Below are 25,381 nucleotides of genomic sequence, written 5' to 3' on the forward strand. Positions count from 1 at the left end.
TCTTTGTTATGATCGCAGCTTGGCGGGGGCCGCCCCCCATGTAAAGCGATTCAATCGCGCGGGCGGCCCCTTGACGTGGCGGCGCTGACGGGCCAATGGCTGGCCCATGCTGATTTTCAAGATATTGCGGTCCGAGGAATGGGCCGAACTGCGCGCCAAGGGCGAAACCGACGGCGCGCCGGTCGATCTGGCGGATGGTTTCGTGCATTTCTCGACCGCAGAGCAGCTGGCCGGGACCGCCGCCAGGCATTTCGCGGGCGCGGAGGGCCTGGAGCTGCTGGCGGTGGAGGCCGCGCGGCTTGGCGATGCGCTGAAATGGGAGGTCTCGCGCGGCGGGGCGGAATTCCCGCATCTCTATGCCAGTTTGCGGCTGGAGGATGTCCTCTGGCACAAGCCCCTGCCCTGGGACGGCACCCGCCATATCATCCCCGAATTGGCGACGCCCTGATGCTGGAGCGGCTCGGCCTCAGCCTCATGCACCGGCTGGACCCGGAGCGGGCGCACGCGCTGGCGCTGACCGCCCTGCGCACCGGGCTTGCCCCGCTGCCCGGCCCCGTCACCTCGCCGCGCCTTGCCACGACCGTGGCGGGCATGACGCTGCTCAACCCCGTCGGGCTGGCGGCGGGCTTCGACAAGAACGCCACCGCCTTCGGGCCGCTGATGCGGGCGGGCTTCGGCTTTCTGGAGGTTGGCGCCGCCACCCCGCGCCCGCAGCCGGGCAACCCGCGCCCGCGCCTCTTCCGCCTGGCGCAAGACCGCGCCGCGATCAACCGGTTCGGCTTCAACAATGACGGGATGGACGCGATCACCGACCGCCTCGCCGCGCGCCATCACGAGATCCCCGTGGGCCTCAACCTCGGGGCCAACAAGGACAGCATCGACCGCGCCGCCGATTTCGCCACCGTGCTGCGCCATGCCAGGGCCCATGTCGATTTCGCCACGGTCAATGTCTCCTCGCCCAACACCGAGCGTCTGCGCGACCTGCAAGGCAAGGACGCGCTCAAGGGGCTGCTGGAAGGCGTGATCGCGGTGCGTGAGGGCATGGCGCGCCCGATCCCGGTTTTCCTCAAGATCGCCCCCGACCTGGAGCCGCGCGAGATCGAGGATATCGCCGAGGTCGCGCACGAAACCCGCATTTCCGGCCTCATCGCCACCAACACCACCCGCGCCCGCGATGGGTTGCACGGGGCCCATCGGAATGAGGCGGGCGGGCTCTCCGGTCAGCCGCTCTTTGCGATGTCCACGGCCGTGCTGGCGCGGCTTTCCGACCTCACCGATGGCCGGATGCCGATCATCGGTGTCGGCGGTGTCGCCACCGCCGAGCAGGCCTATCAGAAGATCCGCGCCGGCGCCTCGGCGGTGCAGCTCTATACCGGGCTGGTCTATGGCGGGCTGTCGCTGGCCGCCGAGATCGCGCGCGGGCTGGACGGGCTCCTGGCGCGCGACGGGTTCGCCAGCGTGGCCGAGGCCGTGGGCACCGGTCGGGCCGACTGGCTATAGCGGGGGGTCGCCCATCGACGGGCGGCGGTCAAGAATCGTCGACCTTCTCAGGGCCGCTGACCAGCGTGACGCTTCCCGGGGGACGACAGGGTGCCGCCGGTCTCTGACGCCAAGAACCGCAGATACCCATCCATTACAAACAATTTCACCGGAAATACCCTCCCCCTTCGATCACCAGGCAAGCCGCGACTCCCCTTCCCACGCAGGTTATGCGACCGGGCAGCCGAGACAGCCGCCACTTCAGTGCATGGGGCAAGGACCGCTCCGAACAGCCGCCCGCTCCAGCGCCGGGTAGCGCGCGGCCAGCGTCACCGCGCGCAGCACGAAGAAGATCATCAGCGCGGCCCAGAGCCCGTGGTTCTCCAGCCCCGGCACCAGCAGGACCAGCGCCAGCACGTAACCGGCGAAGCTCAGCACCATCATATTGCGCATGTCGCGGGTGCGCGTGGCCCCGATGAAGATGCCGTCCAGCATGAAGGACGGCATGCCCAGCGCCGGGGCCAGCGCCACCCAGACCAGGTAATCGCGCGCCACCTCGCGCACGCCTTCCGCGGTGGTCATCACGTCGATGATCAGCCCACCCAACAGCGCATAGCCCGCCATCAGCCCGACACAGATGCCCAGGCCCCAGAGGCTCGTCAGCACCGCGCCCTGGCGCACGCGCGCCCGGCTGCGCGCGCCCATCGCCTGGCCCACCAGCGTCTCGGCGGCCAGCGCGAAACCGTCCAGCGCGTGGGCCGTGACATAGACGAACTGGATCAGGATCTGATTGCCCGCCAGCGTCACGTCCCCGAACCGCGCGCCCAGGAACATGAAGGCGGCGAAGCCCGTGGTCAGCAGGACCGAGCGGATCATGATGTCGGTATTGACCGCCGCCATGTGAATAAGCCGCGCCCGGTCGAAGACCCGCGCCCAGTCGCGCCAGTCCGGCACCCGGAACGCGGCGCGGCAGAGCCAGAGGCCGAAGGCAAGCCCGCTCCATTCGGCCAGGAACGTGGCCCCGGCAACACCTGCCACGCCCCAGCCCAGGCCCAGCACGAAGACCAGGTCCAGCACGATGTTCAGCCCGTTCATCCAGATTTGCAGCAGCAGGATCGAGGCTGCACGTTCCCGCGCGATGAGCCAGCCGTTGATGCCGAAGATCGCGATGGCGGCGGGCGCGGACCAGATGCGGATCGAGATGTAGCGCTGCGCCAGCCCCTCGACCTCGTCCGAGCCTTCCGCCAGCCCCATCGCGGCAGCCACAATGGGCCATTGCAGCACGATCAGGACCAGCCCGCCCATGAGCCCGATCATCAGCACGCGGGTCAGCATCGCGGCGACCTCGGCCCGGTTGCCCGCCCCCATCGCCTGCGCCGTCAGCCCCGTGGTGCCCATGCGCAGGAACCCGAAGATCCAGTAGACCGCGCTGAGGACCACCGCGCCCAGACCCACCGCGCCGATCGGGGCGGCTTCGCCCATCTGACCCACCACGCCGGTATCGACCAGGCCCAGCAGCGGCACCGTGATGTTCGAGATCATGATCGGCAGCGCGATGGTCAGAACCCTGGAATGGGTCAGGGCCACGGTGTCAGCCATCGGAACCGGGTCCGGCCTGCGGCATCAGGAAATGCCCGGTCGCCTGCGCGAAGAGCCTGTCGCGGTGATCCTGCCACGCCTCGACATGGACAGAGGCATAGCGCCGCCCCGACCGGTTCACCCGCGCCCGCGCGTAGCAGTCGCGCGGCAGGCCGGTGCGCAGGTAATCGACGGTGAAATCAATCGTCTTGGGCAGGCGCGGCATGGTCGCGGGCGTCATCTCCTCGGGCGCGATGCGGCCCGACTCGATCTCGGTCCAGATCGTCTGCCAGCTGAGCTGCACGATCGACGTCACCTCAAGGAACGAGGCAATCGCCCCGCCATGCAGCGCGGGCAGCAGCGGGTTGCCGATCAGCTTCTCGTCGAAATGCATCACCGCCGTCAATTCGTCGCCGCGCCGGTCGAAGCCGATGCCCAGAAAGCGGGCATAGGGCATGCCCTCGACCAGCGCCTTCAGCGCGCCGTCGCGGCGTTCCTTGACGACCTGGACGGGTTCGGGGCGCGCGGGCTTCCGGCTCATGTCGTGGCCTCTTTCGGACGCTCGATGGTAAAGGCGCCCGCGGCGGTCGCCACGGGACGCTCCTCATCCTCGTCCCAGGCGCTTGCGCGCACGAAGCCGACCGAGCGGGTGACATGGAAACACTCGGCCCGCGTCACGATGCGCTGGCCGGGCGTGGCGGGGCGCATGTAGTCGATGCGCAGGTCGATGGTGGCGGTGCCCGCCGGGGCCTCGGGATGGGTCATCACCGCCGCCCCGCCGCAGGTATCCATCAGCGCCGAGACCGCGCCGCCATGAATGACCCCGGTACGCGGATCGCCGACCAGGTCGTCCGACCACGGCATCGCGATCACGGCCACCCCCTCGCCGATATCCTGAACCTCCATCTTCAGGCTGTGCGCAAATGGCAGCGCCTCGATGAACTGCTTGGCAATGCGTCGTTTCTCGGCTGCGTCCAACGCCTCGGTCCTCTCGCCCATGCGGATTTTTCCGCCCCAGAGGGACCATGGTTTTGCATTCCCTGCAAGCCTGTTGCACAGTCGAAACGACCTGGTAACGGCGAGAGCCTCACGCGATGAATGACGAGCGGCTGGATTTCAAGGCGATGTGCGCGCGGTTCGACGTGACGCCGCGTACCCTGCGCCATTACGAGTATATCGAATTGCTGGCGCCCGAACGCGAGGGCCGCGCGCGGTTCTACGGCCCCCGCGAGGTCGCCCGCATGACCCTGATCCTGCGCGGCCGCCGGTTCGGATTCGCGCTCGAGGAAATCCGGCAATGGCTGGAAATGTATGATTCCGACCCCGAGGGCCGCTTGCAGCAACAGGTCTGGATCGACATGGCCGACCGCCAGCTGGACGAGCTGAAGGCCCGCCGCGTCGAGTTGGACGAGGTCATCGACGAGCTGCAAAACCTGCGCAACGTGGTCTGGAACGCACAGGATCCGTGATCGAAACCCCGTGTTTTGTTACAGAATCGGCCATTTCTTGCTGACGTAGCGTCAATCAAAAAAGTGACGCGACGTTTCATTTACGTCAACGTAAGCTTATCTTGTAGAGTGGTCCCAGACGCCACAGATCGGGGACCAGCAAGGCAATGTATGATGCGATAGGTGATCTCATGGATCCTGAAACCATGACCATCCGCGAAATGTGCGACGCGTTCGACGTGACGCCGCGCACCCTGCGGTTCTATGAATCGAAAGAATTGCTGTTTCCGATCCGTGACGGACAGAAACGCCTCTTCACCCGGCGCGACCGGGCCCGGCTCAAGCTGATCCTGCGCGGCAAGCGCTTCGGTTTCAGCCTCGAGGAGATCCGGCAATTGCTGGAGCTTTACCATGTCGGCGACCAGCAGGAGACGCAGCTCAAGCGCACGCTCGAGGTGGCCCAGACCCGGCTTGAGGATCTGGAGCAGCGCCGCACCGAACTGGATGCCGCCATCTCCGAGATGAAATCCCAGATGGACCTGGTCCGCGACATGCTTGGCGATGTCTCGGAAGACGACCGGGACGCCTGACCCCCTCTACACCTCTCCGCAAGGACCCGTATCATCATGCCCGACTATACCGCCCCCACCAAGGACATGGCCTATGTGCTGCACGACGTTCTGAAAGTGCAGGACCGTGACATCCCCGGCTATGCCGACCTGGAGCCCGATTTCACCTCCGCCGTCCTCGACGAGGCCGCCAAGATCGCAAGCGATGTGCTGGCGCCCCTGAACGCGGTCGGCGACCAGGAGGGCTGCACCCTCGAAAACGGGGTCGTGCGCACCCCCAAGGGCTTCAGGGACGCGTTCGAGCAGGTCAAGGAAGGCGGCTGGACCGGCCTCGACATGCCCGAGGAATACGGCGGTCAGAACCTGCCCTACGTGATGGGCCTCGCGCTGACCGAGATGCTGTCCGCCGCCAACCAGGCCTTCGCCATGTACCAGGGCCTGACCCATGGCGCGGCAGCGGCGATCCTGGCGCATGGCACCGAGGCGCAGAAGCAGACCTACCTGCCCGACATGATCTCGTGCAACTGGACCGGCACCATGAACCTGACGGAATCGCATTGCGGCACCGATCTGGGCCTGATGCGCACCAAGGCCGTGCCGCAGGACGATGGCAGCTACCGCATCTCGGGCGAGAAGATCTTCATCTCCTCGGGCGAACATGACATGGCCGAGAACATCATCCACCTGGTGCTGGCCAAGATCCCCGGCGGCCCGGATGGCATCAAGGGCGTCTCTCTCTTCATCGTGCCGAAATTCCTGGTCAAGGACGACGGCAACGTCGGTGAAAGGAACGGCGTCGCCTGCGGCTCGATCGAGGAAAAGATGGGAATCCACGGCAATTCCACCTGCGTGATGAACTACGACGAGGCGCAGGGCTGGCTGCTGGGGGAGGAACATAAAGGCATGCGCGCCATGTTCACGATGATGAACGAGGCCCGCATCGGCGTCGGCATCCAGGGCCTGGCGCAGGCCGACGTGGCCTACCAGAACGCGCTGACCTACGCGAAGGAGCGCCTGCAGGGCCGCGCCGTCACCGGCACGGAGAATCCCGAAGGTCCTGCCGACCCGCTGATCGTGCATCCCGATATCCGCCGCGCGCTGATGGACCAGAAGAGCTTTGTCGAGGGCGGCCGCGCCTTCGTCCTCTGGGGGGCCACGCTAATCGACCAGGCGCATCGCGCCAAGGATGCCGATGCCGACGGTCTGATCTCGCTGATGACCCCGGTGATCAAGGGTTTCCTGACTGACCAGGGCTACGACATGACCGTGCTGGCGCAACAGATCTACGGCGGCCACGGCTATATCGAGGAACATGGCATGAGCCAGTTCACCCGCGATGCCCGCATCGCCATGATCTACGAAGGGGCCAACGGCGTGCAGGCGCTGGACCTCGTGGGCCGCAAGCTGGCCCAGGATGGCGGCAAGCACGTCATGGCCTTCTTCGAGATGGTCAAGAGCTTCATCAAGGACAATGCCGAGGTCGAGGGGATGGAGCCGATCCTGACCCCGCTCAAGCAGGCGTCGAAGGAATTGCAATCGGCCGGCATGTTCTTCATGCAAGAAGGCATGAAGAACCCCAACGCGGCCCTGTCGGGATCCTATGACTTCATGCACATGATGGGCCATGTCTGCCTGGGACTGATGTGGGCCCGGATGGCCCGCGCCTCGCTCGATGCCCTTGCAAACGGCACGTCCGATCCCGACTTCCACAAGACGAAACTGGCCACCGCGCGCTACTACATGGCCCGCCGCCTGCCCGCGACGACAATGCACCTGGCGCGCATCCAATCCGGCGCCGATCCGGTGATGGGTCTGGCCGCCGATCAGTTCTGAGGGGAGAACCCATGCCCAAACGCCTGCGCCTGACCCGCCGTCCCAACATCGCCATGAGCGAGGAGGGCTACCGCAAACTGCGCGGTCTGGCGCAGGAGGCGGGACTGGATGAGGGGGAGTTTCTCTCCTTCCTCTTCGAGAACTGGAAAAGCGTGATGGATGAGGACAATTTCACCCACCGCATCCGGCTGTTCAATTCGGAGCTTGAGGACAGGAAGCGCTGAAGTCGCAAGGGACGGCGCGGGTATCGAGGACAGGATTTTGAGTATTTGGACCAAGAAGATGGGAGCAGGTTGCTTTCAGAAGAGAACCCTCTGCCACCCGCATAGCCGGTCCGAAGACCGGGGTCGGGCACGCAGAGGGCCATCTCCTTGGGCGGTCATCGGCTCTCCAGCCTGTACCGCGCCTGCTACGATGGCACGTTAACGTTAATGCTTCGTTACGTGCCATCTTCTTGGTGAAAATACTCCACGGGGGGTGTGGGGGGTGTGAAACCCCCCACCCGCGCAACGCTGAAACTGGGAGGGACGATGACACTGAAACTCTACTGCTTCGGAGAAAGCGGCAATGCCTACAAGGCGGCGCTGACGCTTGAATTGGCCGGGCTCGACTGGCAGCCGGTCTTTGTCGATTTCTTTGGCGGCGAAACCCGGAGCCCCGATTTCCGCGCCATCAACCCGATGGGCGAGGTGCCGGTGCTGGTCGATACCGACCATGACTACACCCTGACCCAATCCGGCGCGATCCAGGACTATGCCGTGCACCTGTCGGGCAAGCTGACCGGTGCCACGCCCCAGGCCCGCCGCGAAATCCTGCGCTGGATCCTGTGGGACAATCACAAGCTCAGCTCCCAGGCCGGCATGACCCGCTTCTTGATGAACTTCCTGCCCGAGGACAAGCGCCCCGCCGAGGTGATCGGCTTCATGCAGGGCCGCCTCAAATCCGCCTATGCGACGCTGGATGCCGGGCTGGAAACCCGCGACTGGCTGGTGGGCGACGCGATCACCACCGCTGACATCGCCTGCTGCGGCTATCTCTTCTACCCCGAACCCTTCGGATTCGACCGATCCGACTGGCCCCATATCGACGCCTGGCTGACCCGCATCAGCGATATGCCCGGCTGGAAACACCCCTATGACCTGATGCCCGGCAGCCCTGCCGACCGCACCTGAAAGGACCAAGACATGACCGACGCCTTTATCTACGATGCCGTGCGCACCCCCCGCGGCAAGGGCCGCAAGGACGGAAGCCTGCACGAGGTTTCCGCCCCGCGCCTCTCGGCGATCGCGCTCAACGCGCTGAAATCGCGCAACAACCTCGAAGGCCACGCCGTCGAGGACGTGATCTGGGGCAATGTCACGCAAGTGGGCGAACAGGGCGCCTGCCTTGCGCGCACAGCCGTGCTGGCCTCCGAGCTCGACGAAAGCATCCCCGGCCTCGCCATCAACCGCTTCTGCGCCTCCGGGCTGGAGGCCGTGAACCTCGCCGCCAACCAGGTGCGCGGCGGTGCAGGGTCCGCCTATATCGCGGGCGGGGTGGAATGCATGTCCCGCGTGCCGATGGGCATGGATGGCGGCGCAATCGCCGTCGACCCGTCCATCGCCATCGACAATTACTTCGTGCCGCAGGGCATCTCGGCCGACATCATCGCCACCGAATACGGCTTCACCCGCGATCAGGCCGACGCGCTGGCCGTCGAAAGCCAGAAACGCGCCAAGGCCGCCTGGGATGCGGGCCGGTTCGCGGGCTCCGTCGTGCCTGTCAATGACATCAACGGCCTGCCGATCCTGACCCATGACGAATACATGCGCCCCCAGACCGACATGCAGTCGCTCGGCGGGCTCAAGCCCTCGTTCAAGGACATGGGCGAGACCATGCCCGGTTTCGACGCCATCGCGCTGATGAAATACCCCCATCTTGAGCGGATCAACCACATCCACCACGCCGGCAACTCCTCGGGCATCGTTGATGGCGCTGCCGCCGTGCTCATCGGCAACAGGGAATTTGGCGAGGCGATGGGCCTCAAGCCCCGCGCCCGGATCAGGGCCACGGCCAAGATCGGCACCGACCCCACCATCATGCTGACCGGGCCGGTTCCGGTCACGCAGAAGATCCTCGCCGAAAGCGGCATGGAGATCGGCGATATCGACCTTTTCGAGGTCAACGAGGCCTTCGCGAGCGTGGTCATGCGGTTCCAGCAGGCGTTTGACGCGGATTGGGACAAGATCAACGTCAATGGCGGCTCAATCGCCATGGGTCACCCGCTTGGCGCGACCGGCGCGATGATCCTCGGCACGCTCTTGGATGAGCTTGAGCGCAGCGGCAAGGGCACCGGCCTCGCCACTCTTTGCATCGGCTCCGGTATGGGCGCCGCAACCATCATCGAACGCGTGTAAGGAACCAGACCAATGGCTGATTTCACCATGAAGACGGACGCCGACGGCGTCGCCATCATCACCTGGGACACCCAGGGCAAGAGCATGAACGTGCTGAACCTCGACGCGCTGGCCGAGCTGGAGTCCTGCATCGACAAGGCTTTGGCCGATGACGCCGTCAAGGGCATCATCGTCACCTCCGGCAAGGACGGCTCCTTCGCGGGCGGCATGGACCTCAACGTCATCGCCAAGATGAAGGAAATGGCAGGCGACAATCCGGCGCGAGGTTTGATGGACGGCATCATGCACATGCACACCGTCCTGCGGAAGATCGAGCGCGCGGGCATGGACCCGAAGACCTTGAAGGGCGGCAAGCCCGTGGCCTGCGCCATGCCCGGCACCGGTCTGGGCATCGGCTTCGAGATCCCGCTCGCCTGCCACCGCATCTTCGTTGCCGACAACCCGAAGGCCAAGATCGGCCTGCCCGAGATCATGGTCGGCATCTTCCCCGGCGCGGGCGGCACCACCCGTCTCGTGCGCAAGATGGGCGCGATGACGGCCAGCCCCTTCCTTCTGGAAGGCAAGCTGAGCGACCCCAAGAAAGCCCTCTCCGCCGGTCTGATCGACGAGGTGGTGCCCGCGGACGAGCTGATGGCCAAGGCGAAGGACTGGGTTCTGTCCGAGCCCAGGATCGTCAAGCCCTGGGATGAAAAGGGCTACAAGATGCCCGGCGGCGCGCCCTATCACCCGGCGGGCTTCATGACCTTCGTGGGGGCTTCCGCGATGGTGCATGGCAAGACCAAGGGCGTCTACCCGGCGGCCAAGGCGCTGCTGCAGGCCGTCTATGAGGGCGCGCTGGTGCCCTTCGACACCGCGCTGAAGGTCGAGGCGCGCAATTTCGTCAACGTGCTGATGAACCCCTCCTCCGCCGCGATGATCCGCTCGCTTTTCATCAACAAGGAGGCGCTGGAAAAAGGCGCGAACCGCCCCGACGTGGCAGACCAGACCGTGAAAAAGGTCGGCATCCTCGGCGCGGGCATGATGGGCGCGGGCATCGCCTATGTCAGCGCGAATGCGGGCATCGAAGTGGTGCTGATCGACGCCAGGCAGGACGCCGCCGACAAGGGCAAGTCCTATTCCGAGGGTATCCTCGACAAGGGCATTTCCCGCAAGAAGGTGACGGAAGAGAAGAAACAGGAGGTTCTGGACCGCATCACCGCCACCACCGATTACGCCGCCCTTGAAGGCTGCGACCTGATCGTCGAGGCGGTGTTCGAGGATGTCGGCGTCAAGGCCGGTGTGACCGAAAAGACCGAGGCCGTGATCCCCGCGGATGCGATCTTCGCCACAAACACCTCGACCCTGCCGATCACCGAGCTTGCCAAGGCGTCCATGCGCCCCGATCAGTTCATCGGCATCCACTTCTTCAGCCCCGTCGACAAGATGCTGCTGGTCGAGATCATCAAGGGCGAGAAGACCGGCGATGTGGCCGTGGCCAAGGCGCTCGATTTCGTGCGCCAGATCCGCAAGACGCCGATCGTCGTCAACGACGCGCGCTTCTTCTACGCCAACCGCTGCATCATCCCTTACATCAACGAAGGGGTGCGCATGGTCACCGAAGGCGTCTCGCCGGTGCTGATCGAGAATGCCGCCAAGCTGGTTGGCATGCCCCTCGGTCCGCTACAACTGACCGACGAGACCTCCATCGACCTCGGCGTCAAGATCGCCAAGGCCACCCGCACGGCGATGGGCGAGGAATATGACAACGACGCCGCCGATGAGGTGCTGTTCTGGCTGGAGGGCGAAGGCCGGTTGGGCCGCAAGGCGGGCGCGGGCTTCTACGCCTATGACGACAAGGGCAAGCGCATGGGGCTCTGGGACGGCATCGCCGCCAAATACCCCGAGGCCGACGACCAGCCGAGCCTGACCGAGGTGCAGCATCGCCTGCTCTTCGCGCAGGTGCTGGAGGCGGTGCGCGCGCTGGAGGACGGCGTGCTGGAAGACATCCGCGAAGGCGATGTCGGCGCGATCCTCGGCTGGGGCTTCGCGCCCTGGTCCGGCGGGCCGTTCTCCTGGCTCGACATCCTCGGCACGCCCTACGCGGCGGAACGCTGCGACGAGTTGGCCAAGACCTATGGCGACCGCTTCGCGACCCCTGCCCTCCTGCGCGAGATGGCCGACAAGGGGCAGAGCTTCTACGGCCGCTTCGGCGAAGGCGTGGACAGCAAGGCCGCCTGAACAACGGGCAAGACAGGATCAAGCGGGCGTTCCTCGGGGCGCCCGTTTTCGTTGACCCTCACAGCGCCAGGTCGTCACCCTCCATCGCGGATCGGAACGCAGGCTTCGGCAACAGGCGAAACGGATCGGCCGTCCGGCTGGCGGCAATCATCCGGTCACATCGGAAGGTCCGTGGCGCTTGCCTGAGATGGTCGACCGCGACGACATACCAGACGGGATATTTCAGCAAAAGGTAATGCGGCTCGATCCGGCGTTCGGAGACCGCGCCATCCTCGCGCCGGTATCGGATCTCCAGCACCTCCTGATCGACAAAAGCCTGGTGCAACGCCTGCACGACCCGTTTCGGCGGCGCGCTGACCCCGGCCTGCACATAGGTCGAGGCGGTGACACCGATCACGACGCGCGATTTCAGCCGGTTCACCCTGTCGCGCTTTTCCGGCGAGAACGAGGCCACCAACTGCCGCCGCACCGATCCCAGGCTGGCCAGGAACAGGGGCGACTCCATCCGCTCCGCCACCGCGATGCTGATCAGAAGATCGACCGCCTCGGGATAGGAGAGGTTCATCCGGCCCACGCCCCATCTCCGGTCCAGCCGCACACCCCCGCCGCGCCCGCGATCGGCGTCGATCGGCAGGCCCTGTTCGCGCATCAGCGCCAGGTCGCGCGCAATCGTGCGGGTGCTGACCCCATGGGCGCGCGCGAGATCCCGGACCGTGCAATGCCCCTCCTGCTTGAGCTCTGCGCCAAGCAGGTCCATCCGCCTGAGCCTGTCCTGTGCGTTTGTCCGGGCCATGCGACAAATAGGACATAAAATGTCATATTTGGCAATATCGGGTGACCTACATCGAAACGGCAGACAAGGAGATCACGCCATGAAGATGAACTACGTCACCCTCGGCACGAATGACATGCAGGCCGCAGGAGCCTTCTACGATGCGCTCTTCGCGGGGGCGGGGCTGCAATGCGTCACACCCTCGGACCGGATGACCTATTGGTTCGGCGCGGATTTCGCCTTCGCAACGGCGATCCCCTTCGACACGACCCCCGCCACCAGCGGCAACGGCACCATGGTGGGCTTCCGCGCCGGGACCGAGAAGGACGTCAGACGATTGCACGCGCTGGCCCTCAGTCTCGGCGGCACCTGCGAAGGCACGCCCGGCCAACGCGGGCCGAAATTCTCAGCCTATATCCGCGATCTCGACGGGAACAAGCTGTGCCTCTCCGACTAAGTTGACACTGGCGGCCCGAACAGGGGCCGTCACATCCCCCCTGCGGGAAGGTCTTGCGCATCGCTCCATTGCCTTGGCGACTGACCATAGAGCCGCTTGAACTCGCGGCTGAACTGGGACGGGCTGAGATAGCCGACATCCATCGCCGCTTCGCTTACCGGCATGCCCCCGGCTATCTTCATCGCGGCACTGTTCAGACGCATCGACTTCACGAACTGGATCGGCGGCAATGTCGTCACCTGCTTGAACTTGCGATGAAACACCGCCCGGCTCATGCCCGCGCGGCTGGCCATGTCGTCGATCGAGATCGGCGCGTCCAGATTGGACGATACATGCGCAATGGCTCGCGCAATGGCATTGCCCGCACCGAAGGCCTGCCGCGCGACGCCGCCCGCCTCCCCCTTCAGGATCGCGTAATAGAGCTCGCGCAGCCGCGCCTCGCCCAGAACGGCGGTATCCGTCTTGCTGTCGCCCAGTTGCAGGAGCCTCAGCAGGGCCTCCGAAAATACCGCGTCCCACCGCGCAAACCGGATGCCCTGCGACACCGGCCCGGGGTCAGGCGCCGTGATCGCGCCGCCTGCGGTCTCCATCTCGATGGCCAGCCCGGCCATCAGGCGCGGATCGAGCGCGATGTAGACACCGAAAAGTGGCGTATCGGGCGAGGCGGTCGGCGTCCCCGCCTTCACCGGCATCGACATGGGACAGAGCAGATACCGGCTGTTGTCATAGACATATCGCGCGCCGTCCAGCACCGCCTCCTTGGCCCCGCTGGCAATGGCGATGACAGAGGGTTCATAGACCGCCGGGGCGCAGGGCACGGCTTTCGTCGCACGGAACAGCCTGACCCCCGCAACGCCGGTTTCCATCAGCCCGTCTTCCTGCATGCGGCCCGCGATAAGCTGCCTGATCCGATCCTGTGTCATGCCGCCAAAGTAGCGCAGATCTACCACCCGCAACAACCCAACCGATACAATCAGGCAAGTATACGCGCCAATATCGCCTGTTTTTTGACGGACCTGAGAGCTATCTCACATTGCAGGTTGAAACCGCACGCCCCCTCGACCCGTGCTGGAAGGAGCATGACAATGGCAGACACGACATTCGGACCCGATGGCTGGACGCCCGACCACCTCGGCACCCTCGCAGGCAAGACCTTTGTCATTACCGGCGCCAATGCCGGTGCGGGTTTCCAAGTCGCGCGCATCCTTCTGTCCAAGGGCGCGGCGGTGGTGATGCTGAACCGCAGCGCCGCGAAATCGACCCGGGCCCTCGCGGATCTGAAGCAGGAATTCGGGCCGCGCGCCGAGGTCGGATTTATCCGCATGGACCTGGCCGAGCTTGCCAGCGTGCGCGCAGCGGCGGAGGAGCTTCTCAGGACCGTTCCCCGGATCAACGCGCTGATCTGCAACGCCGCCATCGCGCAGGTGCCGACGCGAGAGCTTACCGTTGACGGGTTCGAAAGCCAGCTTGGCACCAACCATTACGGCCATTTCGTCCTCGGCGGGATGCTCTTCGACCGCATCGAGGCGTCGATGGGCCGGATCGTTGTCGTGGCCAGCCTTGGCTACAGGATGGGGCTCCGGACGATCCAGTTCGACGACATGAACTGGGACAAGGCCTATCGCGCCAATCCGGCCTACAGCCAGAGCAAGCTGGCGCAGATGATGTTCGCCTATGAATTGCAGGACCGGGTCAGGGCCGCCGGCAGGAAAGTCGGGGTCTATGTCTGCCACCCCGGGGCCTCCGCGACCTCGCTGATAAGCACCAGCGGGGGGCTTTTGACGCGGGCAACATGGTGGCTGATGAGCAAGACTCCGTTGGTGCAGACCGCCGAAAAAGGCGCTTACCCGGAAGTCATGTGCGCGACCCAGGGCGGGTTGGACCAGCGCGCCCTTCATGGTCCCACGGGGTGGATGCAAACTGGTGGCCCTGTCGGCAAGGGTACGCTGGAACCCTACGCCCATGACAAGCCCGTCATGACCAGATTGTGGGAACGATCTGAACAGGAAACGGGGTTCAGCTGGCGCTTGTGACCGGAGGCTTGTTCCGGCACGGCGCATCAGGCAGGGTTGTTGAACAGAATTCAACAGGCCCGACCCGAGGCAATCTCATGCACCATGACTGACAGTCAGCTCCACCGGCTCGACCTCAATCTTCTCGTGACCTTCGAGGCGCTCATGACCGAGGGCAGCGTCGCGAAAGCCGCCGAGAGGTTGAACAAGACCCCCTCGGCGGTCAGCCACGCGCTGGCGCGGCTGCGCGACCAGCTTGGCGATCCGCTGATGGTCAAGGTCGGTGGCCGGATGCAGCCCTCGCCCTTCGCCCGGACCCTGATCGAGGATGTCCGCCCGATCCTGCGCAGCATCCAGCGCGTCGTCGCGCCGCCCCAGCCCTTCGATCCCGAGACCAGCACCCGCACCTTCCGCATCGCCGTGCCCGCGATCACGGCCCTCATCGCCGAGGTCTTCGCGCGGATCAACCGCGACGCGCCGGGGGTATCGCTGGAATGGGTGGGCCTGGGCCCACATCTCTATACCGCCGTGGCGGATGAACAGGTCGATCTTGCCCTTCTGGGGGCCGACAGCCCCCTGCCCGACGGGCTGATGGAGCAGAAGATGCCGACCCTGCACCGCCTCACCTTCCTGCGCGCGGGCCATCCGGCGGCGGAAAACTGGACCAGGCAGGCCTGGCTGGACTGGCCGCATGTGATGGTGGGCCTGTCCAGCGCCGCGCGCGAGACCGTCGAGGACCGCGTCGCCCGCGACGGGTTGCAGCGCCGCATCGGCGCGCATCTGCCCGAGTTCTCCGGCGTCGCGCCGCTGCTGGCCCGCACCGACATGCTGGGAACGACCGTGCCGCCCTTCATCGCCGAGGACATGCGCACCTACGGCCTGATCGCCAGACGCCCGCCGGTGGACCTGCCCGACATCACATTCCGCTTTTTCTGGAGCGCCCGCCTGTCGCAGGATCCCGGCGGCAAATGGCTCCGCGCCCTGGTGATCGACGCCTACCGGGCCGTCCACGACCGGGCGCTGGAGATCTGCCAGCCCTCCGGCTGAGACCCGCGCGAAAGATCGCCTTCCCTCCCCCCCTTTCCTTTTTCGTCCCACCCGCCCAATACTCGTCCCCACCAATGGGGGGAGGACCACGATGGGCTGGATGAAGGACGAAACCGGGCTGGAGAAACGCGCCGCGAATTACGTGCCGCTGACCCCGCTCAGCCACCTGGCCCGCGCGGCGCAGGTCTTTCCCACCCACGATGCCCTGGTCTACGGCACGTTCCGCAAGACCTATGCCGAATACCATGCCCGCGTCTCCCGCCTCGCCTCGGCCCTTGCCGCGCGTGGCGTGCGCCCCGGCGATGTGGTCGCCACCGTGATGCCCAACATCCCCGCCCAGGCCGAGGCGCTCTTCGGCGTGCCGGCCTGCGGGGGCGTCCTCAACACCATCAACACGCGGCTCGATATCGGCACCATCTCCTACATCCTCGATCACGGCGAGGCGGCGGTGGTCCTCGTCGATACCCAGTTCCTCGGCACGGTCGAGGAGGCCATCCGCGCCCAGGAGGCCGACACCCTCCCCCTCATCGTCGAGGTGCCGGACGAGCAGGCCGGCTACCCCGCCTCGACCCGCCACCTGACCTATGAGGAGCTGCTGGCCGAAGGCGACCCCGACGCGCCCTGGCAGATGCCGCAAGATGAATGGGAATCCATCGCGCTCAACTACACCTCCGGCACCACCGGGCGGCCCAAGGGCGTCGTCTACCACCATCGCGGGGCCTACCTGATCACGCTCGGCACGCCGATTTCCTGGCGCATGATTCTGCACCCGCGCCTCCTGACCATCGTGCCCTTCTTCCACTGCAACAACTGGTGCCACACCTGGATGCTGCCCGCGCTCGGCGGCACCGCCATCTTCTGCCGCGACGTGACCGCCAAGGCCATCTACGACGCCATCGCGGATGAGGGCGTGACCCATTTCGGCGGTGCCCCCATCGTGCTCAACGCCATCGTCAACGCAAACCCCGCCGACCGCCGCGACTTCGACCATACCGTCGAGGTCTTCACCGCCGGCGCGCCACCCGCCGCCGCCACGCTGGCCCGGATCGAGACCATGGGCTTCAACGTCACCCAGGTCTACGGGCTGACCGAAACCTATGGCCACGCCACCGAATGCGTCTGGAAGGATACGGATTGGGCCGATCTGCCCCAGGACGACATCGCCGCGATGAAGGCCCGCCAGGGCGTCGCGCTCCCCAATATGGAGCCCGTGGTCGTGACCGCTGACGACATGACCCCGGTGCCCCGCGACGGCGCAACCCTGGGCGAGGTCATGATCCGCGGCAATTCGGTGATGAAGGGCTATTACAAGAACCCCCGCGCCACCGCCGAGGCGTTCCGGGGCGGCTATTTCCACTCCGGCGACATCGCCGTGCAGCATCCCGACAGCTACATCCAGATCGCCGACCGCGCCAAGGACATCATCATTTCGGGCGGCGAGAACGTGAGTTCGGTCGAGGTCGAGGGCGCCCTCATGCACCACCCCGCCGTCCTGCTCTGCGCCGTGGTGGCGAAACCGGACGAGAAATGGGGCGAGGTGCCCTGTGCCTTCGTCGAGTTGAAGGAGGGCGCGGAGGTCACGGAAGCCGCCCTCATCGCCTTCGCCCGCGAGCGCCTGGCAGGCTTCAAGACGCCCAAACAGGTGGTGTTCCAGGAACTGCCCAAGACCTCGACGGGGAAAATCCAGAAGTTTGAGTTAAGGAAGATGGTGGTGGGGTGAGGGGGGGCTGCGCCTCGCCGAGGGCGGCCCGCCAAGCACATCCGCCCTCCGAGCGTCGCGCAGGAGGCAGCCAATCGCCGTGCCGGGGGGCGGCCCGGCGATGCGCGGCGGCCTGCGGCCTTGGTTCCGCTCGGTGGGATGGTGGGGGGCGGAGGTTCGCGGCAGCAGCAAGAAATCAGATTCTTGATGTGCTGAGACTGCGTTAGACAACTAAGTGAGACACTCCTCAAGCACGGAGAACACCACTTCAAAGCGAGCAAAGTCTGCGGCATTTCCATTGTCGCATAGCCAATCGCACAAATTGCGCTTTTCATCCCTGTTTATCACCCAAGTCTCGGGACTTTCGATTTCTTGCCCTCTTACTGTGCGCGTCGTAGCCGGTGTGTGATCGATAAAGGCTAATTTGTGGTCTCTAGCTTTTCGCAAAGTGTCTTCTGTGAAGAGGTTCTCGATTCCTTTTTCAACCATCGAGCCCATCTTTGGAATCGTCCTTTGGAAAGCTTTACCGATCTCATTATCTTTAGGGTTAACATCGCAATCGTAGAGCAAAACGGTCTTTTGCGTTACATTTGACCATCGCTCAGCGTAGAGATTCTTCCAAATCTTGTCGAGTCCCTTGAAGCCGTCCCCATCAAGAATTTCAAATGAATCAAGGATATCTGTCTTTCCTAGATGCTCTGCGGCCTTCCTAATGTAGTCGATGTCAGTGGTGCCCTCGACAATCAGTAAAGGCTGGGTCGCATCAGATAGTCTTGCGTTCAGATCGGACTCAAACTTCCTGGTACTAGCAAGGTACTCATAGGCTTCCTCGAATTCGGAGAACCGCTCGGCCGAAATTTCTGCACCAGATGGCATTTCGAGAATGGTCACACCAGCTTCGCCGAAGCACTTCTCCATCCCAAGAAGGAACAACGGCGAGTGGCTTGAAAGAATAAACTGTACTCCGGGTAGCATATGGATAAGGTTCGGGAGCATTTCAAACTGAAGACTTGTATGCAAATGCAGGTCAACCTCGTCGACCACCACCAATCCTTTCACTTCGCTCAGTTCATTGACCTGTTGACCAGAAAGATCGGCATGACGCAGGATTGTTAGAAATAAATCGAATAGAACAGCCTGCCCCGTCGATAGCGCAAGCAAGTTTGACGTGAGTTCGTTTTCTCCAGCACTGACAGATATTGTCCTTCTAGAGCGCCCTCCAACTCCCCATGCTACTTGTCCCTCACCACCCAATAGGAGTTTTACAAAATTCTCTATCTCGCTGAGAATTTTCGTGGCATCCCCATCCCTACTTACAGTGTATAACCCGGCAGGAACTGCCGGTATTGAAATTGGAGTGTGCTTACGTTCAACAGCAAAGGAGTCGTAGATTAGGTCCAATAGCCAACTTTGGTTGTCTCTCATGGGAGCATACTGGATTACTGGTCGATCTGACATTCCGTCGACTCTCTTCGCATCAAAATATGCAACCACGTTCTTTAGGTTGGATTCATTTAGCCACGCCGGGTCTTCAAATCTGCTTGGAGGGAAGTACAAGTGCGGCCCGATAAACGCCGCCTTCACCTTTGCAAGTTGATCGTAGAAGTTGCTGACAACTGCTGAATTCGAGTGAGGTTGGACTTTTTTCCATTGCTTGAAGATTGGTGTGGTCTTGTAGGTCTCTTCGTAGTCTTTCTTGCTGCGCACTAGCGTGACTTCGTCTTCAAAAAGGCCGTCAGTAAACTCCATGCGACATAGAGAGTACGTCTGACCTCTTCGGATGTAAGAAGGACTGCGAAGCTTGTAGACTTTGCCCTTCTCCATGTCGGTATCTTCAAAAATGGCATTGTGAGCGTTTATCATCGCCGAGACGATGTGGGACAAGAATATGCTTTTTCCTGAACCGTTAGGGCCAACCAGGATCAACGGCTTTGGCGCATCTTCACCTTCTGCCAGCAGTTGCTTCTCTAGAATGTCAATTGGTCCGGCGTTTTCAATTCTGATTGTTTTGAGGTACAAACTCTCGCCTTTCAAAAAAGCACAGGAATTGGCCGGCATAATAACTACTGTGGGCCTGTAACGAAAGAGGTATGTAGAACCCTTCGACGCAGCAAAAGTGCCGATGTTGAAGGCAGCTTTGGGCCACCCCCACCCTCCGTATGCACAGGGGGTGCATCGGGGGGTGTACGCATATGCACCCCCCTCGAATCCGCCCGTCCCCCTCCCCCGGACCCGTCACGTCTGGACATTCAGCCCCCTTAGATGGTCTCCTGCGCGGGGCGAGCAATCGAAAGGACCGGACAGATGGATGGGCTTCCCCAGAGCGTGGATGAGACGATCAAGTCCTTGTCCACACAGGATTATTTCAGCGGGCGAGATCTGGCCACGGTGGCCTTCCTGGCGCTTCGCCTCGGCAAGCCCCTGTTCCTCGAAGGCGAGGCCGGTACCGGCAAGACCGAGATCGCCAAATCCCTCGCCGCCGCCCTCGGCCGCCGCCTCATCCGCCTCCAATGCTACGAAGGCCTCGACGCAAATTCCGCCATCTATGAATGGAATTTCACCGCCCAGATGATCGCCATCCGGACCGCCGAGGCGACCGGCACCGCCGACCGCAAGTCCCTGCAATCAGAGCTTTTTTCCGAGGCGTTCCTGATCAAGCGCCCCCTCTTGCAGGCGCTGGAGCCGCATCCGGAAGGCCCGCCCGTCCTGCTCATCGACGAGGTCGACCGCACCGATGAACCCTTCGAGGCTTTCCTGCTGGAGGCGCTCTCGGATTTCCAGGTCACCATCCCGGAACTCGGCACCGTCACCGCCGAAACCCCGCCCATCGTCGTGCTGACCTCGAACCGCACGCGTGAGGTGCATGACGCGCTGAAACGCCGCTGTCTCTATCATTGGGTGGACTACCCCGATTTCGAGCGTGAGGTTGCAATCCTCAACGCCCGCGTCCCCGGCTGTTCGGACACGCTCTCGCGCGAGATCGTGGCCTTCGTGCAGGGCCTGCGCGGCGAAGACCTGTTCAAGACCCCCGGCGTTGCCGAAACCATCGACTGGGCGCGCTGCCTGATCGCGCTGGACGCGGTGGCGATCACCCCCGATGTGATCTCGGACACGCTCGGCGCACTCCTGAAATACCAGGACGACATCGCGCGGATCGCGGGCTCCGAGGCGATGCGCATCCTGACCGAGGCGCAGGCGCGGCTTCGGCTGGCCTCGTGACCCCTGATGCAAGCGCTGCCGCATACCGAGGGCCGTCTGGTCGAGAACATCGTCCACTTCACCCGCGCCCTGCGCAAGGCGGGCGTGCCCGTCGGAACGGCACAGTTGCGCAACGCGATCGAGGCGGTGATGGCGGCGGGCTTCACCCGCAAGGACGATTTTTTCGTCACCCTGCGCGCCACGCTGATCTCGCGCCCCGAGCATTTCGAGACATTTGAACAGGTCTTTGCCCTTTTCTGGCGCGACCCCGAATTCCTGGAACGCATGGTGCGCGAGATGCTGCCGCTGATGCAGGTGATGCAGCCAGACCAGCCGCCGCCGAAACCTGCGCAAAGGCGTGCCGCGGACGGGCTCTGGGGCGATCAGCCGGGGGCCGGGGACGCGCCCGAGCGCGAGGAGCTGGAGGTCGATGCCAAGTTCAGCATGTCCGACCGCGAGACGCTGATGCGCCAAGATTTCGAACAGATGAGCGCGGCGGAACTGACCGATGCGAAGACCGCCATCCGAACCCTGCGCCTGCCCGCCCCGCCGATCCTGACCCGGCGCTATCGGGCCTCTTCCAGCGGCGGCCGCGCCGATGTGAAGGCGATGCTGCGCCGGTCCCTGCGCAAGGGCGGCGAGATCGACCGGCTCAGCCTGAAACAGCGGCGACTGCGCCCGCCCAACCTGGTGGTGATCTGCGATATTTCCGGCTCGATGTCGGTCTACAGCCGGATGATGATGCATTTCCTGCACGCGCTGACCTGGGCCTCCGATGCCGGATGGGGCAAGGTGCATGGCTTCACCTTCGGCACGCAGTTGACCAACATCACCCGCTCGTTGCACCTGCGCGATATCGACATGGCGCTGGACGATCTGGGGCGCGAAGCCTCGGACTGGAAGGGCGGCACCCGCATCGGCGAGGCGCTGCACCGCTTCAACCGCGACTGGTCGCGCCGGGTTCTGGGGCAAGGCGCGGTGGTGCTGCTGATCACCGACGGGCTGGAACGCGGCGACGTAGGGCAATTGCGGGCCGAGGCCGAACGGCTGGCGAAATCCTGCAAGCGGCTGATCTGGCTCAACCCGTTGCTCAGATGGGACGGGTTTTCGCCGCAGGCGGCGGGCATCAAGGCGCTGCTGCCGCTGGTTGACAGCTTCCATAGCTGCCACTCGCTGGACAGCCTTGCAGAGCTTGGCGCGGCCTTCGCCCGCCATGGCGCGGGGCGGCCATCTTCCGCCGCGCCGTCATAATTTCTTGCATTGGGTCAAAGGGTTTCTAAACTCGGGGCCGGGAGACGAGGGAGGATAGATCGGGTGTTCCAATGGATATGACCGGCGAATATCGCATAGCCGCCCCGCGCGATGCGGTCTGGGCCGCGCTCAACGATGTTGATGTGCTGGAGGTCTGCATCCCCGGCTGCGAGGAAATCCACCAGGACAGCCCCACCACGATGACCGCCAAGGTGGTGCAGAAGATCGGGCCGGTAAAGGCGCGATTCGACGGCGCGATCGAGCTTTTGAATATCGAGGTCCCGGCCAGCTACACCATCAAGGGCGAGGGCCAGGGCGGCGTCGCGGGGTTCGCCAAGGGCTCCGCCGATGTCACGCTCGAGGAAGACGGCGACGAGACCGTGCTGCGCTATGAGGCGCGGGCGCAGGTCGGCGGCAAGCTGGCCCGCCTGGGAAGCCGGTTGATCGACGCCACCGCCAAGAAGGTCGCGACCCAGTTCTTCAACAATTTCCAACAGCATCTGAACGATCCCGATCCGCCGGAGGACGGCTGATCGGGCGAGATAACGCGGGCGTCAGACCCGCAAGCCAGGGAGGAAGAGATGACCAAGATTTCCATGAATGTGAACGGCAAGGCCGTCAGCCGGGATGTGCCCGACGAGACGCTTCTGTCGGACTACCTGCGCGAACATCTGCGCCTGACCGGCACGCATGTCGGCTGCGACACCAGCCAATGCGGCGCCTGCGTGGTGCATGTGAACGGGCGCGCTGTGAAATCCTGCTCGGCGCTGGCCGCCTCGCTGGAGGGGGCCGAGGTGACCACCATCGAAGGCATCGCGCAAAACGGCGAGTTGCACCCGATGCAGCAGGCCTTCACCGATCATCACGGGCTGCAATGTGGCTTCTGCACACCGGGCATGATCATGACCGGCGTTGATATGGTGAACCGCTACAAGGCCGAGGGCCGCGACCTGACTGCGCAGGCGATCCGGCATGAGCTTGAGGGCAATATCTGCCGCTGCACCGGCTATCACAACATTGTCCGCGCCGTCGAAGACGCCGCGGCGAAGATGTAAGGGAGGGTCACGCCATGTCCACGGGAATTGGTGCGCGCGTCAAGCGCAAGGAAGACAAGCGGTTCATCACCGGCAAGGGCAAATACACCGATGATGTGCGCAGCGAGAACCAGGCCTACGCCGCCTTTGTCCGCTCGCCCCATGCCCATGCGAAGATCAGGGGCATCGACAAGAGCGCGGCCCTGGCGATGGAGGGGGTCATCGACGTGCTCGACGGCCATCAGCTGACCGGCGACGGCATCGGCAATATCATCTGCGGATGGGCCATCACGTCGAAGGATGGCAGCGCGATGAACATGGGCGCATGGTCGGCGCTGGCCACTGAAAAGGTGCGCTATGTCGGCGACGCCGCCGCCGTGGTGATCGCCGAGACCCAGGCGCTGGCCCGGATCGCCGCCGAGGCGGTCGAGGTCGATTATGAGGTGTTGCCTGCCGTCTCCAATGCCGCCAAGGCGCTGGAAAATGGCGCGCCCGAGATCCACGACAACGCGCCCGGCAACCTGATCTATGACTGGGAGATCGGCGAGGAGGCCGCCACCGACGCGGCCCTTTCCGAGGCCGCCCATGTCACCGAAATGGAGATCACCAACAACCGCCTCTCGCCCAACCCGATGGAGCCGCGTTCCGCCGTCGCGACCTATGACGCGGCGGAGGAGCATTACACGCTCTACACCACCAGCCAGAACCCGCATGTCGCGCGCCTGGTGCTGTCGGCCTTCTACCAGGTCGCGCCGGAGCACAAGCTGCGCGTGATCGCGCCCGATGTGGGCGGCGGTTTCGGGTCGAAAATCTACATCTACCCCGAGGAGATCACCTGCCTCTGGGCCTCGATGAAGACCAACCGTTCGGTCAAGTGGACCTCGGACCGGTCCGAGGCCTTCATCACCGACGCCCATGGCCGCGACCATATCTCGACAGCGAAGATGGGCTTTGACGCGGATGGCAGGATCACCGGCTTCAAGGTCGACACAATCGCCAATTTCGGCGCCTACATGTCGCTCTTTTCCTCGGCGGTGCCGACCTATCTCTATGCGACGCTGCTGTCGGGGCAGTACGACATCCAGAACATCCACTGCAACGTGCGCGCGGTCTATACCAACACGGTGCCCGTGGATGCCTATCGCGGGGCCGGACGGCCCGAGGCGTGCTACCTGATCGAACGCATGATGGAGACCGCCGCGCGCGAGATGGGCAAGGATCCGTCCGAGCTGCGCCGGGCAAATTTCGTCCGTGAATTCCCGCATCAGACGCCGGTGATCATGGCCTATGACGCGGGCGATTTCGACGCCAACCTCGACCAGGCGCGCGAGGCCGCCGATGTCGCGGGCTTCCCCGCCCGCAAGGAAGAGGCGGCGAAACGCGGCAAGCTGCGCGGCTTGGGCTATTCCAGCTATATCGAGGCCTGCGGCATCGCCCCCTCGGCGGCTGTCGGCTCGCTCGGGGCCGGTGTGGGCCTCTGGGAATCCGCCGAGGTGCGGGTGAACCCCGTTGGCACCATCGAGATCCTGACCGGCTCGCACAGCCACGGCCAGGGGCACGAGACCACATTCGCGCAGATCGTGGCCGAACGCTTCTCGATCCCGATCGAAAACGTCTCCATCGTGCATGGCGACACCGACAAGGTGCAGTTCGGCATGGGCACCTACGGCTCGCGCTCGGGCGCGGTCGGCATGTCGGCCATCGTCAAGGCGATGGACAAGGTCGAGGCCAAGGTCAGGAAGATCGCCGCGCATGTGCTGGAGGCCAGCGAGGATGACATCGTCATCGAAGGCGGCGAGGTGAAGGTCAAGGGCACCGACAAGGCGATGGGCTGGCACGAGGTGGGCCTTTCCGCCTACACCGCGCATAACCTGCCGCCCGACATGGAACCGGGCCTGAAGGAAAGCGCCTTCTACGACCCGGCCAACTTCACCTTCCCGGCGGGCACCTATATCTGCGAGGTCGAGGTGGACCCCGAAACCGGCGTCACCGAGATCGTGCGCTTCACCGCCTCGGATGATTTCGGCACCATCATCAACCCGATGATCGTCGAGGGGCAGGTGCATGGCGGCATCGCGCAGGGCATCGGGCAGGCGATGCTGGAACAGGTCGTCTATGACGATGACGGCCAGCTGATCACCGGCTCCTACATGGATTACACCATGCCGCGCGCCGCCGATCTGCCGTTCTACGACGTGCATCACGCCTCAACCATCTGCCCCAACAACCCGCTCGGCATGAAGGGCTGCGGCGAGGCGGGGGCCATCGGCTCGCCGCCTGCCGTGATCAACGCGATCACGGACGCCATCGGCAGCAACACCCTGGCCATGCCCGCAACCCCGCACGCGGTCTGGTCCGCGTTGCAGGCGGCTCAGTAACGGAGGGACTGAA

The 25,381-nt window shown here is 64.2% G+C and carries 24 protein-coding genes; 18 read left to right on the forward strand and 6 right to left on the reverse strand.

Going from position 1 to position 25,381, the window contains the following annotated elements:
- Positions 1-106 precede the first annotated feature (106 nt).
- Together AC13C7_RS08825 and AC13C7_RS08830 are read left to right on the forward strand one after the other, a co-directional pair.
- Complete coding sequence (locus AC13C7_RS08825; protein WP_482867241.1) at positions 107-448, forward strand: DUF952 domain-containing protein; 342 nt, start codon at positions 107-109, stop codon at positions 446-448.
- Positions 448-1,500: a quinone-dependent dihydroorotate dehydrogenase gene (locus tag AC13C7_RS08830; protein ID WP_482867242.1), complete on the forward strand. Its 1,053-nt coding sequence runs from the start codon at positions 448-450 to the stop codon at positions 1,498-1,500. The genes AC13C7_RS08825 and AC13C7_RS08830 overlap by 1 nt, the downstream gene beginning before the upstream one ends.
- Before the next feature lie 240 nt (positions 1,501-1,740).
- Here the strand turns inward: AC13C7_RS08830 and AC13C7_RS08835 are convergent, their stop codons facing one another.
- Genes AC13C7_RS08835 through AC13C7_RS08845 form a run of 3 tightly spaced genes read right to left on the reverse strand, consistent with a single transcriptional unit; the run spans position 1,741 to position 4,056 of the window.
- Entirely contained in the window at positions 1,741-3,078 is a 1,338-nt protein-coding gene (locus AC13C7_RS08835; RefSeq protein ID WP_482867243.1) for an MATE family efflux transporter, read from the reverse strand.
- The gene (locus tag AC13C7_RS08840; protein WP_172321166.1) at positions 3,071-3,598 is read right to left on the reverse strand and encodes a PaaI family thioesterase; all 528 of its coding nucleotides are present in this window, start codon (positions 3,596-3,598) and stop codon (positions 3,071-3,073) included. The genes AC13C7_RS08835 and AC13C7_RS08840 overlap by 8 nt, the downstream gene beginning before the upstream one ends.
- A complete protein-coding gene (locus AC13C7_RS08845) occupies positions 3,595-4,056 on the reverse strand; it encodes a PaaI family thioesterase (RefSeq protein WP_446118458.1) in 462 nt (153 codons plus the stop codon). The genes AC13C7_RS08840 and AC13C7_RS08845 overlap by 4 nt, the downstream gene beginning before the upstream one ends.
- A gap of 95 nt (positions 4,057-4,151) precedes the next feature.
- Between AC13C7_RS08845 and AC13C7_RS08850 the strand changes: the two genes are divergently transcribed.
- From AC13C7_RS08850 to AC13C7_RS08880, 7 genes are all read left to right on the forward strand, one after another.
- Entirely contained in the window at positions 4,152-4,526 is a 375-nt protein-coding gene (locus AC13C7_RS08850) for a MerR family transcriptional regulator (RefSeq protein ID WP_446118460.1), read from the forward strand.
- A gap of 170 nt (positions 4,527-4,696) precedes the next feature.
- The gene (locus tag AC13C7_RS08855; protein ID WP_446118462.1) at positions 4,697-5,095 is read left to right on the forward strand and encodes a MerR family transcriptional regulator; all 399 of its coding nucleotides are present in this window, start codon (positions 4,697-4,699) and stop codon (positions 5,093-5,095) included.
- Positions 5,096-5,131: 36 nt separating this feature from the next.
- A complete protein-coding gene (locus tag AC13C7_RS08860; RefSeq protein WP_482867244.1) occupies positions 5,132-6,907 on the forward strand; it encodes an acyl-CoA dehydrogenase C-terminal domain-containing protein in 1,776 nt (591 codons plus the stop codon).
- Between the two features lie 11 nt (positions 6,908-6,918).
- The gene (locus tag AC13C7_RS08865) at positions 6,919-7,131 is read left to right on the forward strand and encodes a hypothetical protein (RefSeq protein WP_172321162.1); all 213 of its coding nucleotides are present in this window, start codon (positions 6,919-6,921) and stop codon (positions 7,129-7,131) included.
- A 306-nt stretch (positions 7,132-7,437) separates the two neighbouring features.
- Complete coding sequence (locus tag AC13C7_RS08870; protein WP_482867245.1) at positions 7,438-8,079, forward strand: glutathione S-transferase family protein; 642 nt, start codon at positions 7,438-7,440, stop codon at positions 8,077-8,079.
- A 12-nt stretch (positions 8,080-8,091) separates the two neighbouring features.
- Positions 8,092-9,303, forward strand: a complete 1,212-nt coding sequence (locus tag AC13C7_RS08875) for an acetyl-CoA C-acetyltransferase (protein WP_482867246.1) — start codon at positions 8,092-8,094, stop codon at positions 9,301-9,303.
- A gap of 12 nt (positions 9,304-9,315) precedes the next feature.
- Positions 9,316-11,520, forward strand: a complete 2,205-nt coding sequence (locus tag AC13C7_RS08880; RefSeq protein ID WP_482867247.1) for a 3-hydroxyacyl-CoA dehydrogenase NAD-binding domain-containing protein — start codon at positions 9,316-9,318, stop codon at positions 11,518-11,520.
- 58 nt (positions 11,521-11,578) lie between these two features.
- On the opposite strand, the gene AC13C7_RS08885 is transcribed toward AC13C7_RS08880, so the two are convergent.
- Positions 11,579-12,313 (reverse strand): helix-turn-helix transcriptional regulator, encoded by a 735-nt coding sequence (locus tag AC13C7_RS08885; RefSeq protein WP_482867248.1) that lies wholly within the window; start codon positions 12,311-12,313, stop codon positions 11,579-11,581.
- Between the two features lie 79 nt (positions 12,314-12,392).
- On the opposite strand from AC13C7_RS08885, the gene AC13C7_RS08890 reads away from it, so the two are divergent.
- Positions 12,393-12,749 carry a VOC family protein gene (locus tag AC13C7_RS08890; protein ID WP_482867249.1) on the forward strand — a complete coding sequence of 119 codons (357 nt, stop codon included), beginning with the start codon at positions 12,393-12,395 and terminating at the stop codon, positions 12,747-12,749.
- 29 nt (positions 12,750-12,778) lie between these two features.
- Here the strand turns inward: AC13C7_RS08890 and AC13C7_RS08895 are convergent, their stop codons facing one another.
- The gene (locus tag AC13C7_RS08895) at positions 12,779-13,672 is read right to left on the reverse strand and encodes an AraC family transcriptional regulator (RefSeq protein WP_482867250.1); all 894 of its coding nucleotides are present in this window, start codon (positions 13,670-13,672) and stop codon (positions 12,779-12,781) included.
- 162 nt (positions 13,673-13,834) lie between these two features.
- Here AC13C7_RS08895 and AC13C7_RS08900 point away from each other — a divergent pair, with 162 nt between their 5' ends.
- The 3 genes from AC13C7_RS08900 to AC13C7_RS08910 all read left to right on the forward strand — a co-directional run bounded on the left by AC13C7_RS08900 (position 13,835) and on the right by AC13C7_RS08910 (position 17,528).
- Positions 13,835-14,782, forward strand: coding sequence for an SDR family oxidoreductase (locus AC13C7_RS08900; protein WP_482867251.1), 948 nt, complete (start codon positions 13,835-13,837; stop codon positions 14,780-14,782).
- 84 nt (positions 14,783-14,866) lie between these two features.
- Positions 14,867-15,808, forward strand: a complete 942-nt coding sequence (locus tag AC13C7_RS08905) for a LysR family transcriptional regulator (protein WP_482867252.1) — start codon at positions 14,867-14,869, stop codon at positions 15,806-15,808.
- 91 nt (positions 15,809-15,899) lie between these two features.
- A complete protein-coding gene (locus AC13C7_RS08910) occupies positions 15,900-17,528 on the forward strand; it encodes an AMP-binding protein (protein WP_482867253.1) in 1,629 nt (542 codons plus the stop codon).
- A gap of 210 nt (positions 17,529-17,738) precedes the next feature.
- Here the strand turns inward: AC13C7_RS08910 and AC13C7_RS08915 are convergent, their stop codons facing one another.
- The gene (locus AC13C7_RS08915; protein ID WP_482867254.1) at positions 17,739-19,565 is read right to left on the reverse strand and encodes an AAA family ATPase; all 1,827 of its coding nucleotides are present in this window, start codon (positions 19,563-19,565) and stop codon (positions 17,739-17,741) included.
- 246 nt (positions 19,566-19,811) lie between these two features.
- On the opposite strand from AC13C7_RS08915, the gene AC13C7_RS08920 reads away from it, so the two are divergent.
- The 5 genes from AC13C7_RS08920 (at position 19,812) to AC13C7_RS08940 (ending at position 25,368) form a co-directional block, all read left to right on the forward strand.
- On the forward strand, positions 19,812-20,726 hold the full coding sequence (locus AC13C7_RS08920; protein WP_482867255.1) for an AAA family ATPase: 915 nt from the start codon (positions 19,812-19,814) through the stop codon (positions 20,724-20,726).
- A gap of 6 nt (positions 20,727-20,732) precedes the next feature.
- Positions 20,733-21,956 (forward strand): vWA domain-containing protein, encoded by a 1,224-nt coding sequence (locus tag AC13C7_RS08925; RefSeq protein ID WP_482867256.1) that lies wholly within the window; start codon positions 20,733-20,735, stop codon positions 21,954-21,956.
- Positions 21,957-22,033: 77 nt separating this feature from the next.
- On the forward strand, positions 22,034-22,489 hold the full coding sequence (locus AC13C7_RS08930) for an SRPBCC family protein (RefSeq protein ID WP_482867257.1): 456 nt from the start codon (positions 22,034-22,036) through the stop codon (positions 22,487-22,489).
- Between the two features lie 48 nt (positions 22,490-22,537).
- Positions 22,538-23,011: a (2Fe-2S)-binding protein gene (locus AC13C7_RS08935; RefSeq protein ID WP_482867258.1), complete on the forward strand. Its 474-nt coding sequence runs from the start codon at positions 22,538-22,540 to the stop codon at positions 23,009-23,011.
- A 14-nt stretch (positions 23,012-23,025) separates the two neighbouring features.
- On the forward strand, positions 23,026-25,368 hold the full coding sequence (locus AC13C7_RS08940; protein ID WP_482867259.1) for a xanthine dehydrogenase family protein molybdopterin-binding subunit: 2,343 nt from the start codon (positions 23,026-23,028) through the stop codon (positions 25,366-25,368).
- Positions 25,369-25,381 lie beyond the last annotated feature (13 nt).

It is taken from the genome of Alterinioella sp. B-7 (genome assembly GCF_056857775.1).

Bases quoted from the DNA above. Each gene is read 5' to 3' on its own strand.
- AC13C7_RS08940 (WP_482867259.1), top strand. From the start codon at position 23,026: ATGTCCACGGGAATTGGTGCGCGCGTCAAGCGCAAGGAAGACAAGCGG.
- AC13C7_RS08855 (WP_446118462.1), top strand. From the start codon at position 4,697: ATGGATCCTGAAACCATGACCATCCGCGAAATGTGCGACGCGTTCGAC.
- AC13C7_RS08890 (WP_482867249.1), top strand. From the start codon at position 12,393: ATGAAGATGAACTACGTCACCCTCGGCACGAATGACATGCAGGCCGCA.
- AC13C7_RS08935 (WP_482867258.1), top strand. From the start codon at position 22,538: ATGACCAAGATTTCCATGAATGTGAACGGCAAGGCCGTCAGCCGGGAT.
- AC13C7_RS08860 (WP_482867244.1), top strand. From the start codon at position 5,132: ATGCCCGACTATACCGCCCCCACCAAGGACATGGCCTATGTGCTGCAC.
- AC13C7_RS08875 (WP_482867246.1), top strand. From the start codon at position 8,092: ATGACCGACGCCTTTATCTACGATGCCGTGCGCACCCCCCGCGGCAAG.
- AC13C7_RS08850 (WP_446118460.1), top strand. From the start codon at position 4,152: ATGAATGACGAGCGGCTGGATTTCAAGGCGATGTGCGCGCGGTTCGAC.
- AC13C7_RS08880 (WP_482867247.1), top strand. From the start codon at position 9,316: ATGGCTGATTTCACCATGAAGACGGACGCCGACGGCGTCGCCATCATC.
- AC13C7_RS08920 (WP_482867255.1), top strand. From the start codon at position 19,812: ATGGATGGGCTTCCCCAGAGCGTGGATGAGACGATCAAGTCCTTGTCC.
- AC13C7_RS08845 (WP_446118458.1), bottom strand. From the start codon at position 4,056: ATGGGCGAGAGGACCGAGGCGTTGGACGCAGCCGAGAAACGACGCATT.
- AC13C7_RS08840 (WP_172321166.1), bottom strand. From the start codon at position 3,598: ATGAGCCGGAAGCCCGCGCGCCCCGAACCCGTCCAGGTCGTCAAGGAA.
- AC13C7_RS08930 (WP_482867257.1), top strand. From the start codon at position 22,034: ATGACCGGCGAATATCGCATAGCCGCCCCGCGCGATGCGGTCTGGGCC.
- AC13C7_RS08895 (WP_482867250.1), bottom strand. From the start codon at position 13,672: ATGACACAGGATCGGATCAGGCAGCTTATCGCGGGCCGCATGCAGGAA.
- AC13C7_RS08865 (WP_172321162.1), top strand. From the start codon at position 6,919: ATGCCCAAACGCCTGCGCCTGACCCGCCGTCCCAACATCGCCATGAGC.
- AC13C7_RS08830 (WP_482867242.1), top strand. From the start codon at position 448: ATGCTGGAGCGGCTCGGCCTCAGCCTCATGCACCGGCTGGACCCGGAG.
- AC13C7_RS08870 (WP_482867245.1), top strand. From the start codon at position 7,438: ATGACACTGAAACTCTACTGCTTCGGAGAAAGCGGCAATGCCTACAAG.
- AC13C7_RS08915 (WP_482867254.1), bottom strand. From the start codon at position 19,565: ATGCCGGCCAATTCCTGTGCTTTTTTGAAAGGCGAGAGTTTGTACCTC.
- AC13C7_RS08925 (WP_482867256.1), top strand. From the start codon at position 20,733: ATGCAAGCGCTGCCGCATACCGAGGGCCGTCTGGTCGAGAACATCGTC.
- AC13C7_RS08885 (WP_482867248.1), bottom strand. From the start codon at position 12,313: ATGGCCCGGACAAACGCACAGGACAGGCTCAGGCGGATGGACCTGCTT.
- AC13C7_RS08910 (WP_482867253.1), top strand. From the start codon at position 15,900: ATGGGCTGGATGAAGGACGAAACCGGGCTGGAGAAACGCGCCGCGAAT.
- AC13C7_RS08900 (WP_482867251.1), top strand. From the start codon at position 13,835: ATGGCAGACACGACATTCGGACCCGATGGCTGGACGCCCGACCACCTC.
- AC13C7_RS08835 (WP_482867243.1), bottom strand. From the start codon at position 3,078: ATGGCTGACACCGTGGCCCTGACCCATTCCAGGGTTCTGACCATCGCG.
- AC13C7_RS08905 (WP_482867252.1), top strand. From the start codon at position 14,867: ATGACTGACAGTCAGCTCCACCGGCTCGACCTCAATCTTCTCGTGACC.
- AC13C7_RS08825 (WP_482867241.1), top strand. From the start codon at position 107: ATGCTGATTTTCAAGATATTGCGGTCCGAGGAATGGGCCGAACTGCGC.